The organism is Streptomyces sp. TLI_55, from assembly GCF_900206255.1.
GTDB classification, from domain to species: domain Bacteria; phylum Actinomycetota; class Actinomycetes; order Streptomycetales; family Streptomycetaceae; genus Streptomyces; species Streptomyces aquilus.
On sequence record NZ_OAOJ01000001.1, the window covers coordinates 8,296,457 to 8,312,906 of the forward strand.

Genomic DNA, 16,450 nt, shown 5'->3' on the forward strand with positions numbered 1-16,450 from the left:
GTGCGAGGGGAGGAAAACGGCCGAGCGATGTGATCAGGCCAGCGGGGTGGAGTCCGGACTTGCCCCGACCGTCAGGTCCAGGCGCGGTAGGGCTCGTCGAGGAGTTGGAAGACGGGCTCGCCGCGGACAGGGTCCTTGGCCGTGGACAGCCGTACCCGGTCGCCGCTGTGGATGCCGATGAGCGGGCCCATCACCCGGCCGCGGACGACGAATCCCTCGGCCATCTCGATCATCGACACATTGCGCGCGCCGGGGGTGTTGCGGTGCACCACGGTGGAGTGCCGGACCGTGCCGACGCCCTCGCTGCGCTCGGTGCGCAGGTCGCTGCCCTGGCAGACCGGACACAGCAGCCGGTGGTACATGGCGGTGCCGCACCAGTTGCAGCGCTGGAAGACGATGGCGTTCTGGTCGGGGGCCGCGGGTTCGAGGACGGCCGCCGCGGTACCGGATGACTGATGAGCGACGCTTCCTGAGTAGTGGTACACGCTGGTCAACTCCCTGCGCTCGACCGGAATCCCACGTGCGCGGGTCACCCGGGCACGGACGTGCGCGGCGCTCCGTGCGACCGTGCACATCCGCAGCGTATGGCACTCAGTGTCATCCGTAAAGGTACTCGGTACCCCAGAATTGCGGAGGCCGGCCGAGGGCCGGGTCAGCCCTGCTCCGGGCCGTGCCCCAGCGTCGCCTCGATCTCCTGGACGACCCGCCACAGCGGCGCCCCGCGACGGGAGACGAGGACCACGACGTCCTCGGAGTCGTCGGGCCGGCCGGGGTCGCCGGGTGCGGGCGACGGACCGAAGGCCGACTGGACGTAGCCGAGCGCGTGGTCCATCTCCGTGCCCACGTCGCCCTTGCCGTCCGAGCGCAACCACGACCGCAGCGCGTTGTTGTGCGCCGCGGCGACGGCCGCCGCGATCACGTCGGCCTGGAGCGACCCGTCGCGCCGCCCGGCGAGGCGACGGCGCAGGTACTCGGCGAACGCCCGCTCATAGCGCCACACCACGGACAGCTCGTACGCGCGCAGGCCGGGGACCTTCTTGGTGAGCCGGTAGCGCTGCACCGAGAAGGTCGGGTTCTCGGTGTACATCCGCAGCACCAGCCGGACCGCCTCGCAGACCCGCAGCACCGGGTCGTCCGCGTCGTCGCCGGCCGCGAGGAACTCGGTCACGTCGGCCAGGCAGCGCTCGTGGTCGGGGAAGACCACGTCCTCCTTGGAGGGGAAGTAGCGGAAGAACGACCGCCGGCCCACGCCGGCCAGCGCCACGATGTCGTCGACCGTGGTCTGCTCGTACCCCCGCTCCAGGAACAGCTGGAACGCCGCCGCGACCAGGGCGTCACGCATGGGCGGCTTGGCGGCCGCCGTTTCCGTCTTCTCACCGCGCCGGGGCGCCGCGCTGCTGGAGCTCATGGACGGGAACGTAGCACCGGTACGTCCCGTATGGCACTCAGTGCTCTTCGGTAGGGGGACTGAGTGCGCTCCGGGCGGGTCCGTGGCCCGCCGTGATCGTATTGATCGGAAGTGATCGATACGCTTGTGGGCGTAGAGTGAGCGCCCCGGGATCACGCTCCGCGTCGGCCCCGAGAACGTTCGTCCAGGCCTCGCACCAGGGGGATTCCATGCGACTGCATGTCGACCAGCGTCATGAGCGAGTGCTCGAACTCGTCCGGCAGCGTGGCAGCCTCCGGGTCGCCGAACTCGCCGCCGAGCTGGGGGTGTCCGCGGTCACCCTGCGCCGCGACGTGGAGGCACTGGCCGCGCAGGGGCGGGTGCAGCGGCTGCACGGCGCGGTGGTGTGGCCGGGGGAGCGCGCGGCCGAGACCCAGGCGCGGCCGGAGCGGGCCGAGGGCGCGGTGATCGGGATGATCGTGCCGAACACGCAGAACCTCTTCGCGGACATCGTGCACGGCGCCCGGGAGGCCGCCGCCGCCCAGGGGGCCCGGCTCGTGCTGGGTGTGACCGGATATGTGGAGGCCGAGGACGCGGTACAGGCCGAACACCTGGTCGCGGGCGGGGCGGAGGGGCTGATCGTCGCCCCGAGCTGGTTCGACGGCGTGCCCGTGGACGGACAGGAGAAGTGGCTGCTGGAGCACGGCGTGCCCGCCGTCCTGGTGGAACGCCTGGCCCCGCCCACCAACCCCGCGGCGGCGCTCGACCGGGTCCGCACCGACCGTGCCCACGGGGCGGCCGTGGCGGTGAGCCACTTCGCCGCGCTCGGCCACCGCAAGATCACCGCCGTGTTGCAGGAGGGCCCGCACGCCGCGCAGATCACGGCGGGTTATCAGGCCGCCGTGCAGTCCCTGGGCCTCGACGTCGCGACGGGCGCGCCGACCGTGCGGGAGCACGGTGACTACGAGGCGAGCGTCGACTACCTGGTCGAGGCGGTGAAGAAGCGTGGTGTCACCGCGGCGCTCGTGCACAGCGACGCCGACGCCATCGTGCTGGTGCCGCGCCTCCAGGCCTGCGGCATCCGGGTGCCGGACGACCTCGCGCTGATCGTCTACGAGGACGAGGTGGCCGGCCTCGCCGACGTGCCCCTCACCGCCGTGGCGCCGCCCAAGCGGGCGGTCGGGGAGCTCGCCGCCAAGCTGCTCCTCCAGCGGCTCGCGGAGCGGTCGGGCGGGGCGGCGGACCCGGCGCCGCGTCAACATCTCGACCTGCTCCCGGAGTTGAAGATCCGTGCGTCCTGCGGGGGCAGCCGTCCCGCGAACTGAGCGTCATGGAGTGAAGTGATCGCTCTCTGAGCGATCGTCGATCGTTTTGATTGTATTGCGCGAACGCTCTTGACTTCGATCGTCCGCGCCCAAAAGATGTCCCGCGACCGCCTCTTCCCGTTCGAGGTCTCGTAGGAGACGTTCCATGACGCGCACTTCACGTTCGTTCCGTACCGCATCTCTCGCCGCGATCGCGGTGCTGGGCCTGCTCGCCACCGGTACCGCCTGCGGCGGCGAAGGCTCGTCGGGCGCCGCGTCCGACGGCAAGCCGGTCACCCTGACCTACTGGACCTGGACACTCGGCGCCAAGTCGACCGTCGAGGCGTTCAACAGAACGCACCGGGACATCCAGGTGAAGTTCGCCGAGATACCGAGCGGTACCGAGGGCTACAGCAAGCTCGCCAACGCGGTGAAGGCGGGCAACGCGCCCGACGTGGCCACGATCGAGTACCAGACGGTCCCCGAGTTCGCGAGCCAGGGGAACCTGATCGATCTGACCGAGTACGCCGGTGAAACGGTCAAGTCGAAGTTCCCGGAGTCCGTTCAGAGCCTGGTGACCTTCGGCGGCAAGACCTGGACCGTGCCCTACGACGTCGCCCCGCAGCTGTACTACTACCGCACCGACCTGTTCAAGAAGTACGGCATCGAAGTCCCCAAGACCTGGGACGAGTTCAAGACTGCCGCGGAGAAGGTCAAGAAGCAGGACAAGAACGTCCGCCTCGCCTCCATGCCGAAGAGCGACCCGGCGCTGCTCGCCGCGCTGTCCTGGCAGGCCGGCGGCAAGTGGTTCGCCACCGAGGGCGACGCCTGGAAGCCCGGCGTGAACGACGCCGCCACCCAGAAGGTCGCCGCCTACTGGGACGGCCTCGTCAACGACGACCTCGTGCAGTCCTACGCCGGCTGGAGCCCCGAGGAGACCAAGGCGCGCACCTCCGGCAAGACGCTGTCCTTCCTCGGCGCGTCCTGGTCCGCGGGCGGCATGAAGACCTCCATGCCCGACCTCGCCGGCATGTGGGCCGCCGCCCCCATGCCCAACTGGGGCACCGCGGCGAGCGGCAACTACGGCGGCACCTCCTACGGCGTCCTCAAGGGCAGCGACCACGCCGAGGCCGCGACCGAGTTCATCACCTGGCTCACCACGAACAAGGCCGGCGTCGAGGCCCGCCTCGCCGACCTGGAGTCACCCAGCAGCGCGCTGCCGGCCGACCCCGAGATGCGTGCGGTGGCCGCGGCCAAGTTCGACACCGCGTACCTGAACGGGCAGGACGTCTACGCCCTCGCCTCCCAGCAGGTCGACACCATCGTCCCCGGCTGGACGTGGGGCCCCGACCAGATGGACGTCTACACCGCGGTCCAGGACACCGCCGCCAAGTCCGGCTTCGTGGCGGGCGTGAACGCGGGCCAGCGGAAGGCGGAGTCGGGCATCGAGGACCGGGGCCTGAAACTCGCCAAGTAGCGAGAAGCGCGTCCCTACGCAGCCGCGGGCAGTAGTGCCCCTGGCCCGCACGTCCCCACCTGGCCGCGGGCAGTCGTGCCGCTGGGGCGGCACGGGTGGGCGCGGCGGCACCCCGCAAGCGCGGGCGAGCGACACCCACCCCCGGCCCACCTGGCCTACCCGGCTCACTCCATCACCCCCGCCCGTCAAGGAGCCCCCGTGGCACTCCCCTCCGCCCGCCCCGCGAGCCGGCAGGCCATGCGGCGCCGGCCCCCGGCCAAGGCCCCTGCCGAAGCGCTGGCCAAAGCCGCAGCCCAAGCCCCACCCCAAGCCCCCGCCCCGGGCGCCGCACGGCTCCGGTGCAGTCAGCACCGCACCGCCGCCCTCTTCATCGTCCCGTTCTTCGCCCTGTTCGCCGTGGTCATGGTGGCGCCGATCGGCTACGCGCTCTGGATGAGCCTCTTCCAGGAGCGGTCCTCCGGCCTGGGCTTCGGCGGCGCCGAACGCGTCTTCTCCGGCCTCGACAACTACGCCGACGCACTGTCCGACGACGGCTTCCGGTCGTCCTTCGCCCACATCGCGCTCTACTGCGCCCTCTACATCCCGGTGATGATCGGCGGCTCGCTCGCCCTGGCCCTCCTCGTCGACTCGGCCCTGGCCCGCGCCAAGCGGATCTTCCAGCTCGCCCTGTTCCTGCCGCACGCGATCCCCGGACTGATCGCCTCGATCATCTGGATCTACCTCTACACACCCGGCCTCAGCCCCGTGCTCGACTGGATCGGCGCGCTGGGCGGGTCCTGGGACTTCTACAGCAACGACCACGTACTCGCCTCGATGGTCAACCTGTGCGCCTGGCAGTGGACCGGCTACAACATGGTCATCTTCTACGCCGCGTTGCAGGCCGTTCCGCGCGAAGTGATCGAGGCGGCCGTGGTGGACGGCGCCGGAGCCCTGCGCACCGCCCTGCGCATCAAGGTCCCGATGATCGCTTCCGCGGTCGTCATGACCGTTCTGTTCACCTGCGTCGGCGCGATCCAGATCTTCACCGAGCCGAAACTCCTCAACCAGCGGGGCGCGCCCGCCGTCGACACCGAGTGGTCGCCCACGCTCTTCATCTGGAAGGCCGGGTTCGTGCGGCACGACTACGGGCTCGCCGCCGCCGCGTCCCTGCTGCTCGCCGCGCTCGGCATCGCCCTGTCCTATCTCGTCACCCGGCTCGGCAACCGGTGGAAGGCGGCCACGTCATGAGCACCCTCGTCCACGGCACCGCACCCGCATCCGAGAGCGACACCGGCCCGCGCCCCGCCCCGGCCGAGACCCGACGCCGCACCTCCACGAACCTCCTCCTCTCCCAGGGCGTCGTCAACGGCATCCTCCTCGTCGCCGCCTTCTACACGCTCATGCCGGTCAGCTGGCTGCTGTTCGCCGCCACCAAGAACCACCGCGACCTGTTCGCCACCTCGGGTTTCAGCTTCGGCGACTTCAACCTCTTCGCGAACCTCCAGCGCGTCCTGACCTTCAACGACGGCATCTATCTGCGCTGGTTCGGCAACAGCATCCTGTACTCCGTCGTCGGCTCCGCCGCCTCCACCCTCCTGTGCGTGGCCACGGGCTACGCCTTCGACAAGTACGCGTTCCGGGGCAAGGAGAAGCTGTTCGGCGTGGTGCTCGGCGGCGTCCTCGTCCCCACCACCGTGATCCAACTGCCGATGTACCTGCTCGCCAGCAAGGCGGGCATCGTCAACACCTACTGGGCGCTGCTGCTGCCGGCCCTGGTCAACCCCTTCGGCGTCTACCTCGCCCGCGTCTTCTCGGAAGGCTATGTGCCGAACGAGGTCCTGGAGGCGGCCCGCGTCGACGGGGCCGGTGAACTGCGGCTGTTCGCCCGGATCTCGCTGCCCATGCTGGCGCCCGGCTTCATGACGATCTTCCTGTTCTCGTTCACCGCCAGCTGGAACAATTTCTTCGGCGCCCTCGTCATGCTCAACGACGACTCGCTCTACCCGGTCAACCTGGGCCTGTTCATGTGGAACAGCGTCACCCAGCAGCAGCCCGAGTACTACTCGCTCGTGATCACGGGCTCCCTCGTCGCCGTCGTCCCGCTGATCGTCGCGTTCGTGTGCCTCCAGCGCTTCTGGCGCTCCGGCCTGACCGCCGGCGCGGTCAAGTGACGGTTCCCGCGCGCCCGACGCCCGCCGCGCCGCCCGTACCGGAAGGCACCCCCCTGAACAGCACCCGCCCCCTGCCCACCGCCCCCCGACCGCGGACCCTGCTCGCGATGGGCGCCGACATCCACCACCGCCTGCTCGCCGAAGGCGCCCTGGACCGACTGGCCTCCGTGGCCCGTGTCGACACGACCACCGCGGTCACCGACCTGACCGCCACGGACCAAAAAGCCCACGCCGACCAACTCGCCCGCACCGAAGTCCTCTTCACCCACTGGGGCGCACCCGAGCTGACCGAGGAGGCGCTGCGCCGGCTGCCCCGGCTGCGGGCGGTCGTCCACGCGGCGGGCTCCGTCAAGCACCATGTCACCGAAGCCGTCTGGCGGCACGGCATCACGGTCTCCTCCGCGGCCGCCGCCAACGCCCTGCCCGTCGCCGAATTCACCCTGGCCGTCATCCTGTTCGCGGGCAAGCGCGTCCTCGACATCGCCCAGCTCTACGCCACCACCCGCGCCCAACCCGACCTGCTCCCGTACTACAGCGGCCACGGCAACTACCGGCGCACCGTGGGCATCGTCGGCGCCTCCCGCATCGGACGCCGGGTCATCGACCTGCTGCGCCCGCACGACTTCGACGTCCTGCTGCACGACCCGTACGTCGACGCCGCCGAGGCCCGCAGGCTCGGGGTGACGTCGGTGCCGCTCGACGAACTCGTCCGGCGCAGCGACGTGGTCTCCGTCCACGCGCCCCAACTCCCCGAGACCCGGCACATGTTCGACGCCCGCCGCATCGCCCTGCTGAAGGACGGCGCCACCCTCGTCAACACCGCCCGCGGCTCGCTCGTCGACACCGCCGCCCTCACCGCCCACCTGGTCACCGGCCGTGTCCACGCCGTCCTCGACGTCACGGAACCGGACGTGCCGCCCGCCGACTCGCCCCTGTACACGCTGCCCAACGTCCTGCTCACCCCGCACATCGCGGGCTCCCTCGGCAACGAACTGCACCGGATGACAGACTGGGCAGTCGACGAGGTCGTCCGCTACGCGCAGGGCCTGCCGTTCGCGTACGAGGTCGGCCCGGAGGAACTCTCCCGCTCGGCCTGACACGCCAACCCCCCTTACCCGGAAGGACGTTCCATGCAGAGCCGTGTCCTCGTCGTCGGCATCGACGGCGTACGTCTCGACGTACTGCGCCGTCTTCCCACCCCGCACCTCGCCGGCCTGGCCGCCGACGGCTTCCTCACCCCGGTCGAGGTGGACGCGGACACCCCCACCATGTCCGGACCGTGCTGGGCGACGATCGTCACCGGCGTCACCGCGGCCAAACACGGCGTGTGGAGCAACGACTTCACCGGACACCGCCTCGACGTCTTCCCCGACTTCGCGACCCGGCTGGCCGAACAGGACGGCCGCCGTACGTTCGTCGCCGCGGGCTGGCGCCCACTGATGCAGGTCCGCGACGGCGGGCCCCTGTTCCGCGCCCCGTCCAGGAGCGTGTTCATCGAGCCCGTCGCGGACACCCCCAAGTCCTGGGAACGCTGCGACGAACAGATCACCGACGCGGCCGCGGCCGTCCTCGCCGCCGACGAGGTGGACGCCTCGTTCGTCTACCTCGGCGCGCCCGACGAGACGGCACACTTCCTCGGCTGCGGAGAGGCGTACGAGGCGGCCGTACGACAGGCCGACCGCCGCCTCGGCCGGCTGCTCGCCGCGATCCGGTCCCGCCCTTCGTACGCCGACGAGCACTGGACCGTCCTCGTCGTCACCGACCACGGCCATGTCGACGCGGGCGGCCATGGCGGCCGTACGCCGGAGGAGCGCACGGCGTGGCTGGCCGCGGCCGGTCCGGGCATCGGCGCCGCACCGCCCGTGCTTCGCCACGTGGACGTCGCCGCCCAGGTGTTCGCGGCCATCGGCCGTCACCCCGACCGGCACTGGACGCTGGACGGCCGCCCCTTCGCCGCCGCCCCGCATGCCGTGCTCCTCGACATGGACGGCACCCTCGTCGACACCGAGTCGCTGTGGCTGCGGACGGTCCACGAGACGGTCCCGGACGTCGAGGTGGCCCATGTCCTGGGCCGCTCGGTCTTCGACACGGCCGCCCACCTCCACACCCTCACCGGCGACGACCCGCAGCGGCTGGCCGCCGACCTGGAGGCACGCTTCCTGGCAGCCGTCCGCGAGGAGGCGACCCCGCTGCCGGGCGCGCTCGAACTCCTCGACCTCCTCCAGGAGGCGGGCATTCCGGCGGCGCTGGTCTCTGCGTCCTCGCGGCCCGTCATGGACGCCGTCCTCGGCGTCCTCGGCCGCGACCGGTTCCGTACGACGATCGCCGAGGGCGAGACACCCCGCACCAAGCCGGCCGCGGACCCCTACCTCGCCGCCGCCCGCAGCCTCGGCGTCGACCCGGCGGCCTGCCTCGCCGTCGAGGACTCGCCCACCGGCGTCGCGGCCGCCGAGGCGGCGGGGTGCAGGGTCCTCGCCGTCCCGTCGTACGCCTCCGTCGCTCCCGCGCCCCGCCGCACCGTGCTCCCCGACCTCAAGGGGATCGGCCGGCACGAGCTGTGGACGGCAGGTCTGTGACCTGGCGATCCGGCATTTTGTTCGACGCGCGCCCGCCGCATACGATCGCCTCCCGTCGCCGAGTCGACAAACCGAGGGGAAGCTCCGCATGCCGCGCATCCTGTACGTCACCGACCTCGCCTACGAGGCGCGCGGGCGGCGGTACTGCGACGAGGACATCCACCTGACCGCACGACTGCGCGCGGACTTCGACCTCGCCCTGTGCGACCCGCGGGACGCCGTGGCGCTGATGGACGCCTTCGACGCGGTCGTCGTACGCAACAGCGGTCCCGTGCTCACGTACCAGAAGTCCTACGACGCCTTCCGCGACCACGCGCTGGCGACCGGGGCGCGCGTCTACAACCCGCTCTCCGGCAGGGCCGACATGGCGGGCAAGCAGTACCTCCTCGACCTCCACGCGGCGGGCTTCCCGGTCATCCCCACCGTCGACCGCGCCGAGGACCTGCACCGGCTGCCGGACATGGACCGGTACGTCGTCAAGCCGAAGCTCGGCGCCGACTCCATGGGCCTGAAGATCGTCCACGCCGACGAGGCGCGCGCCCTCGCGACCGGGGACGTCCTGGTCCAGCCCTGCGTCGACTTCGCCTACGAGGTGTCCTTCTATTTCGTCGACCACGACTTCCAGTACGCCCTCTATGCCCCGCACCCCGACCGGCGCTGGCAGCTGGAGCCGTACGCACCCACCGTGGAGGACCTGGAGTTCGCGCGCCGGTTCGTCGACTGGAACACCCTCGACCACGGCATCCAACGCGTCGACGCCTGCCGCGCGCCGGGCGGGGAGCTGCTGCTGGTGGAGTTGGAGGACCTGAACCCCTATCTGTCGCTGGACGTGCTGGGGGAGGAGACGAGGGACGCCTTCGTCAGCGCGATGAAGACGTCCCTGCACCGGTTCCTGGAAGTCACCCCAGCCTCACGGTGATCTTCTGAGTGGCTCCGGCCGTGCCGGTGAGGTCGCCGAACGTCAGCTGGAGCGAGGAGCCCGTCGTCGCCGAGGTGACGGTGGACGGCTTCGACAGCACGGCGGACACCGCCCGGTTCCAGGTGAGGGTGAGGCTCGTGCGCATCCGCATCGGGTCGCTGACGCAGATCGCCGCCGTACCGTCGCCCTTCTCGCTGATCATCACGGAGCAGGGGTCGCTCGCGACGAGGTCGCCGACCGTGCCGCCGAACCAGAAGTTGACGCCCGTGAACCCCAACGAGGGCACGGATACGCCCTGTTGGCCGTCGGTGTTGGCGAGCACGCTCAGCCAGCCGGTGGCGGTGGCCCGCGCCTGGGTCTGCGCGGCCGTGGCACCCGGCATGAGCAGATAGGCGTAGCCGCCGTTCGTCGGGTTCGTGCCGTGATCGACGTACAGCGTCAGGTACCTGCGGGTGAGGACGGTCGTGGAACCGCCCTTGTTGATGTCGCTCCACCTGCCGTCGCGGGAGTCCCGGAGGGCGGTGAAGGTCGTGCCGCCGGGGAAGACGTAGCCGCCCATGCCGCCGATGTGCGCCCAGCGCGCCCCGGTGAACTGCTGTGACCAGGGGCAGGTGGCCGGGTATGCGGTGCCGTCCACCGTGAAGGCATGGCTCCCGGTGGGGCCGAGGTTGCGGTTCTCGATCGTCGACTCCACGGTCGTGCCGTCGGTGCACTTGATGCCCGCGCCGAGGCAGACGATCGCGTCGTCCACGCAGAACCACGACTTCTTCGCCATGAGCGTGGACTGAAGTCCCTTGAGATACTGGCCGATCGCGGCCCGCTGACCGTCCGTGGCGCCGCCGACCCAGTTCACGTCCGGCAGTGACGCGCCCCAGTCGCCGCCGGCCGCGTCCGCGAGCGTCTTGCGGGAGGCCGTGGTGCCGGGCAGGCGGTAGGGGTCGACGGTGGGCCAGAAGGCGTCGCTGTACTGGCCGTTGGCGTAGGTGTCGCCCCACCAGTACAGCATTCCGGAGCCGGTGTGCCAGCCGCGCAGGTTCTCGCCGTTGCCGGTCTCGTAGTACGTGATCCTGCGGTCGGCCATGCTGATCGACGCCGCCCAGCCGGGTCTGCGGTGGGTGGCCCGGGCCATGCCGGTGAACAGGCGGTGGCCGGTCGGCTCGGCGGTCGCGGTGACCGTCGTGTCGTCGACGACGCCCTTGAGGCGGGCCAGGCCCGTCAGCCCGAGCGACGGGTCGCTCATCGGCGGGCTGTAGTAGTCGCGCTGGATCCAGCCCTTCACCAGTCCGCGCCAGCGCGCGTTCTCGGTGGCGCTCGCGCTCTGCCCGAGCAGGACGATCGACGCGAGGATCGGATGACCCCGCAGATGGTCGTTCTGCTGGATCTGCTGGGCGTCGGCGGCGGAGACACCCCGGCTGATCGCCCGGCCCGAGACGCCGTCCATCACCAGGCCGTTGTAGAGGAAGGGCGCCCAGGCGTTCTCCACGGCGTCGAACACGATCTGCCGGTTCCCGTCGGTGACCTGCCAGGTCGACCCGGTGAGCAGCGCGAACAGCATCCCGAGCCCGCCGAGCATGACCGAGCCGTACGAGCCCGTGTAGGGCACGGTGGTGTGCTGGACGAACGACCCGTCCCTGTAGAGGCCGTCGCCGCTGGTGACGTAGGGGAAGACGGGGGAGAGGGCGTCCCGGGCCAGCGCGACCTTCGCGGCACTCGCGCCGACGATCCCGCGCAGCGCCAGCACCCGGCACAGGTCGACGCGGTTCGCGCCGGTACTGGTGCCGCTGTAGCTCGCGACCGCCGCATCGGACACGAAGTGGTCGACCGCGGACACGTAGTTCGCGATCTGCGTCGCCGACAAAGAGTCGTACATCAGCACACACACGTCCAGCAGCGCTTGCGGGGCGCCGATCTGCCAGCTGTACCAGTTGCCGTAGCGGGTCTGGCCGGCGTGGTAGACCTCGGTGTGCAGATGGTCGAGCCCGGTGAGGATCGCGGTCCTGAGCGTCGTGTCGCCGGTGCGGCCGGTGCCTTGCTGGCAGTACGCCTGGGCCAGGGTGCTCAGCCGGTTGTAGCTGGAGTGGAGATTGCCTGAGTAGCCGTACGACTCCTGGTCGGTGTCGGGTTCCGGGTCCGCGTACACGAGGTCCGGCCACAGGGAGCCGGACGCCGGTGCCATGGCGGACTGCAACTGGGCGGCGGTGGCGCCCAGTTCGGTGAGCCGGCTCTTGAAGGGTTCGGCGGTGGGGCTGAAGCCCTCGCCGAGGATCAGCGTGCGCCACTTCGCCCGCAGGGTCGCGAACTCGTCCGCCTCCGCGGCCCGCACGGCGGACTGAGGAGCGGCGTGTGCCTGAGCGGGGACGCCGAGCGCGACGGCGGTACCGGTGCTTGCGGCTGCGGTCAGCAAGCCGCGACGTGACCAACGAGTCGTCATGACGGCGGTTTCTAGCACGCTATCGCTCAAACGCTCAATAGAAACCACCGAATCGATCGTATCGATCGTTTCTTGTCGACGGACCGGGAGGAACGGATGAACTCCCGAGCCATCTGACCCGTATCCCTGGGCGAAGCACGGGGGACGGAAGGAGAACCACGTGTCGACATCGCCCGAGCCCGGGCAGCCGGACGACCGGCCGGTCCTCGAACCGATCCGCGTGCTGCGCCCGCGCCGCACCGACGCCCTCGCCGAACTCATGAAGGACATGCCCCCGCGCGTCACCGGCTTCGAGTCCGTGGTGATGCCGCGACGGCTGTCCGACGAGGAGGACTTCGGCGCGGAGGACTTCGGTGCGCAGGGCGCGACCCAGGAACTGCCGCCCGTCCGCGGCACCCGCCGCCCCGTTGGCCACGGCGACGGCTTCGGCTTCGGTCCCGGACTGCGCCGCGCCGCGATCGTGGTCGCCGTCAGTGCCGCGGCCCTGGTCGGCTTCGGATGCGCCCTGCTGCTCCCGGGCCGGGCGGACGGCGCCGCCGCACCCGCACCGTCCGCCAGGCCCTCCACCCCGGCGACCTCGCCGCCTTCGTCTCCTTCGCCGACCGCGCCCGCCACGACCGACCCCGACCCCGACGGCGCCGGCACCCTGCGCGAAGGCGACAGCGGACCCGAGGTGACCGACCTCCAACAACGCCTGCTGCGCATCCCGAACGTCTACGAGAACGGCTCCACCAACGGCACCTACGACCCCGACCTCACCGAGGCAGTCGCCCGTTTCCAGCTCTGGTACGGCATCCGGGGCGACGAGACCGGCGTCTACGGCGACGACACCCGCCGCGACCTGGAATCCAGGACGGGCACCGGCGGCGGCTGACCCCGGCACGGTCCCTGTCGAACACGGGGCAACGCACAGCAAAAGAAGCGCGGATGGCGTGGCGAAGGGCGTCATCATGGGTGGGCCAGCGCACCTTGCACCGAAGGCCACGCCGATGACTCTCTCCCGCGTCCCGGGCCTCGTCCTCCCGACCGTCTTCCTGCTGGCCCTCGTCATCGGCGCGATCTGGTACTGGCGGCACCGCGACGACGACGCGCCCTGACCGGCGCCCCCGTCAGATCTCGTCCTGCGGCACCCGGATGTCCACCACGCACACGTCGTCGCGCCGCTCCCCCTCGAGCAGGTCCGTCAGCAGCGTGCGCAGCGAGCCGGGCCCGTCGGCCGGGTGGCTCAGGACCGCCTCGGAGAGGCGCTTGAGTCCCCGGTCGATGCCCTCCGGCGGCCGCTCCACCAGCCCGTCCGTGTAGAGCAGCAGCCGGTCGCCGGGTTCCAGCCGAATGTCCTTCTCCTCGAAGGCCGGTGAGGCGCTCGCCCCGAGCAGCATGCCGCCCGGCCGCTCCAGATAGCGGACCTCGCCGTCGCGGTGCAGCAACGGCGGCGGATGCCCGGCCTGGGCCCACACCAGCCGGTGTTCGGCGGGGGAGTAGCGGGCCAGGACCATGGTGGCGGTGCCGTGCGAGTCGCGGGAGTGCAGCAGCAGGGTGTTGAGCCGGGCCAGCGCGCCGGTCAGCGACGAGCCGGTGATGACCATGCCCTTGGCGGTGAACCGGAGCTGGGCCATGGTGGCGACGGCGTCGAGGCCGTGCCCGGCGACATCGCCGACCACGAACAGGGCGTCGCCGTCGGGGAGTTCGATGGCGCTGAACCAGTCTCCGCCGACGTGGACCCCCGACTGGGCGGGCAGATAGGCGACTTCGACGCGCAGTCCGGACAGCCGCAGCGGGTGGGTGGGCAGCGGGAGCAGCGCGTGCTGGAGGCTGGCGGCGAGGGTGCGCTCGGCGCGCAGGACGTCGTGCTGCGTGAGGATGGCCTGCTCGCTCTCGACGAGGGCGAGTTCGGCGCGGCGCTGCGCGGTGAGGTCCTGGAGGAAGCCGTGCACCTCGACGGGGCTGCCCTGCACGTCCGTGACCGCCTCGGCGACGATCCGCAGGTGCCGGACGCCGTCCGCGGCCCTGATCCGGAAGGGCACGGCGAGCGGTTGGCCGTGGCGCACGAGGTCCCCGACGGCGCGGGCCAGCCCGGGCACGTCCTCGTCCAGGGCGAGTTCGGGCAGGGCGGTGATCCGCACGGGGCCGTCGGCGGGATCGCGGTCGAGGACGGCGTAGACCTGGGAGGACCAGCCGACTTCATGGGTGAGCAGGTTCCAGTTCGCCCAGCCGAGGTTGCCGAGTCGTTGGACGTCGGCGAGCCGTTGTTCCTGGAGGTCGGAGGAGTCGTGCCGGATCCAGGTGACGGCGAGCGCACCGCCCAGTCTCGCCACCCGCACCGTGTAGGTGGACAGTTCGGCGACCCCGGCGACCATCGACTGCTGGGCGAAGGGCTCACCGTCGTACGGTTCGCCGGTGGTCAGCGTGTGGAGGCAGCCCTGCCACAGCGGTTCGCCCGCGAGGTCCGGGAAGCACTCCAGGAGCCGCAGGCCGATCAGTTCGCGGCCGGTGCGGCCGAGTGCGTCGAACGCCTCCGCGGACGCGGCGGCGACGCGATAGTCCTCGACCTCGCCGGACACGGCACGCAGCGGGGTGAGCAGCAGACTGGCGCCGGGCAGTGCGTCGAACACCTCCTGCACGGGGCCGGCGCCGGCCGGCTCGGTGCGGGCGTCGAAGGCGCGCAGCCGGCCGGAGCACAACTGGGCGGCCGCCAGGAGGTGCTCCCGTTCGTGCGCGGCGAACGGCCCGCGCCGGGCGCGCAGGAAGCCGATGCAGATCTCGGCCGTGTCCCGCACGACCACGGGCACCCAGGCGCGGGACCGCCAGCGCTCGGGAGGGTCGCCGATCAGGAGGTAGCGCTCGCTGTCCGAGGCGACGTCCTCCAGCCAGCGCGGCTCCCGGCAGCGGAGCGCTTCGATGGCGGCGATCCCGCTGACCGGCGGCACCTGGCGCCACTGGGCGGCCAGCGTCTCGTCCACGCCGGCGTGCCCGATCAGTTCCAGGCCCCCGGCGGGCAGCCGCGCGAAGATCATGATCGCGTCGGCCTCGGCGCCCGGCGACAGATGCTCCAGCAGACAGCGGGCCAGGTCCTGAGGTGTGCCCACGCGGACCAGGGCCTTGCCGAGCCGGCCGAGGTCGGCCGTGCTGCGCAGGGCGAACGGGACCTCGGGCAGGGTGGAACGGGGCCCGGGGCCGGGTGCCGCGGTGGTCAGCGGCGGCACCAGGTCGCCCAGGGTGAGCCAGCACTCCTCGAGCAACGTGCGGTGGGCGGCCTTGGCGCGCTTGGCCAACTCCTCCCCTGCGGCATCCGGGGAACAGCCCGTTAGGGCCATCACGGCGCCCTTCGCCCGCTCCACGACCGCGGAGGTCGCAGCCTGGTCCCGCAGCCGGTCCATCTCGGCGCGCTGTCTGGCGACGATCTTGGCCAGGGCGACCGTGTCGGGCGCGGAACCGGACTCCGCTGGGATGCCGGGCTCGCTCGTCACGCCATGAGCATCGCACACACAGCGCACCACCTGGGTGGTCTCGTCGGGACCGTCTTCACTCGAAAGTGCCGGGTCGGAGAACTTTCGCCGACGTGCGGCGTTATCGCCCGGCGCCGTGGTCGATCAGGGCGCCGGTGACCGCGCGGACGCTGCGCGCGATGTGCTGGAGCTGCAGCACCTCCGCCGCGTACAGCTTGATCGTGTGCTCGATGACCGACTCGGGCAGTCCGAGCCCCGGCAGATCGGCGCGGGCCGTCTGCAGGGCGGTGCGGGCGACCCGGATCTCGTGCTGGACCTGGATCTGCGCATGCCGGGCGAGCAGGACGGGGTGGCGGATGAGCGCCGGGTAGCTGGCGTAGCGCGCCGGCACCAGCTCGCGCAGCCACCTGGCGGCCGAGCGTTCCCAGTCGTAGCTGCCGGGCGGCTTGACCTGGCAGGGCCAGTCCGGGCTGATGCGTGTCGTCGTCGTCACAGTCATGGTGATCGCTTCCGGGTGTGCGGCGTCGTGTGGGGTGGTCCGACGGTTTTAGGGCGGCCCCGGCCTAGGGGATGACCGGGGCCGCCGCCACGGGCGCTCGCGCAGGCGATGCCCGACCGGGCATCCGGGGCGCCGACGCGGGTAGGAGACGGCGGGCTCGGATGTCCGTGCTTGCGGGGAACTGCGGGGTGTGGCGGCTGTGGGGACGGGGGTGCGGAACGCCTCCCGGGAGCGGCCCGGTCGCGATCCGTGAGCAGTATT

13 protein-coding genes are annotated in these 16,450 nt (G+C 71.4%); 8 read left to right on the forward strand and 5 right to left on the reverse strand.

Annotation, left to right across the window (positions count from 1 at the left end):
- Positions 1-71: 71 nt before the first annotated feature.
- Complete coding sequence (locus tag CRP56_RS37995; protein ID WP_097271915.1) at positions 72-485, reverse strand: Zn-ribbon domain-containing OB-fold protein; 414 nt, start codon at positions 483-485, stop codon at positions 72-74.
- Between the two features lie 167 nt (positions 486-652).
- Positions 653-1,408, reverse strand: a complete 756-nt coding sequence (locus tag CRP56_RS38000; RefSeq protein WP_097271918.1) for a TetR family transcriptional regulator — start codon at positions 1,406-1,408, stop codon at positions 653-655.
- 209 nt (positions 1,409-1,617) lie between these two features.
- Between CRP56_RS38000 and CRP56_RS38005 the strand changes: the two genes are divergently transcribed.
- From CRP56_RS38005 to CRP56_RS38035, 7 genes are all read left to right on the forward strand, one after another.
- On the forward strand, positions 1,618-2,712 hold the full coding sequence (locus tag CRP56_RS38005) for a LacI family DNA-binding transcriptional regulator (RefSeq protein WP_097271920.1): 1,095 nt from the start codon (positions 1,618-1,620) through the stop codon (positions 2,710-2,712).
- 145 nt (positions 2,713-2,857) lie between these two features.
- Positions 2,858-4,168: an ABC transporter substrate-binding protein gene (locus CRP56_RS38010; RefSeq protein ID WP_097271922.1), complete on the forward strand. Its 1,311-nt coding sequence runs from the start codon at positions 2,858-2,860 to the stop codon at positions 4,166-4,168.
- A gap of 198 nt (positions 4,169-4,366) precedes the next feature.
- On the forward strand, positions 4,367-5,395 hold the full coding sequence (locus CRP56_RS38015) for a carbohydrate ABC transporter permease (protein ID WP_373559726.1): 1,029 nt from the start codon (positions 4,367-4,369) through the stop codon (positions 5,393-5,395).
- Positions 5,392-6,318: a carbohydrate ABC transporter permease gene (locus tag CRP56_RS38020; protein WP_179851216.1), complete on the forward strand. Its 927-nt coding sequence runs from the start codon at positions 5,392-5,394 to the stop codon at positions 6,316-6,318. The genes CRP56_RS38015 and CRP56_RS38020 overlap by 4 nt, the downstream gene beginning before the upstream one ends.
- A gap of 107 nt (positions 6,319-6,425) precedes the next feature.
- Positions 6,426-7,415, forward strand: coding sequence for a hydroxyacid dehydrogenase (locus CRP56_RS38025; protein ID WP_097271924.1), 990 nt, complete (start codon positions 6,426-6,428; stop codon positions 7,413-7,415).
- A 33-nt stretch (positions 7,416-7,448) separates the two neighbouring features.
- Positions 7,449-8,894 (forward strand): HAD-IA family hydrolase, encoded by a 1,446-nt coding sequence (locus tag CRP56_RS38030; RefSeq protein WP_097271926.1) that lies wholly within the window; start codon positions 7,449-7,451, stop codon positions 8,892-8,894.
- A gap of 88 nt (positions 8,895-8,982) precedes the next feature.
- Positions 8,983-9,813: a hypothetical protein gene (locus CRP56_RS38035; RefSeq protein ID WP_097271928.1), complete on the forward strand. Its 831-nt coding sequence runs from the start codon at positions 8,983-8,985 to the stop codon at positions 9,811-9,813.
- Here the strand turns inward: CRP56_RS38035 and CRP56_RS38040 are convergent.
- Complete coding sequence (locus CRP56_RS38040) at positions 9,794-12,244, reverse strand: polysaccharide lyase 8 family protein (RefSeq protein ID WP_097271930.1); 2,451 nt, start codon at positions 12,242-12,244, stop codon at positions 9,794-9,796. The two genes, CRP56_RS38035 and CRP56_RS38040, sit on opposite strands and share 20 nt — an antisense overlap.
- A gap of 160 nt (positions 12,245-12,404) precedes the next feature.
- Here CRP56_RS38040 and CRP56_RS38045 point away from each other — a divergent pair, with 160 nt between their 5' ends.
- On the forward strand, positions 12,405-13,118 hold the full coding sequence (locus CRP56_RS38045; RefSeq protein ID WP_097271932.1) for a peptidoglycan-binding domain-containing protein: 714 nt from the start codon (positions 12,405-12,407) through the stop codon (positions 13,116-13,118).
- A 235-nt stretch (positions 13,119-13,353) separates the two neighbouring features.
- On the opposite strand, the gene CRP56_RS38050 is transcribed toward CRP56_RS38045, so the two are convergent.
- Both CRP56_RS38050 and CRP56_RS38055 read right to left on the reverse strand, forming a co-directional pair.
- Complete coding sequence (locus CRP56_RS38050) at positions 13,354-15,711, reverse strand: SpoIIE family protein phosphatase (RefSeq protein WP_373559727.1); 2,358 nt, start codon at positions 15,709-15,711, stop codon at positions 13,354-13,356.
- A gap of 100 nt (positions 15,712-15,811) precedes the next feature.
- Positions 15,812-16,189 (reverse strand): hypothetical protein, encoded by a 378-nt coding sequence (locus CRP56_RS38055; protein WP_097271934.1) that lies wholly within the window; start codon positions 16,187-16,189, stop codon positions 15,812-15,814.
- Positions 16,190-16,450 lie beyond the last annotated feature (261 nt).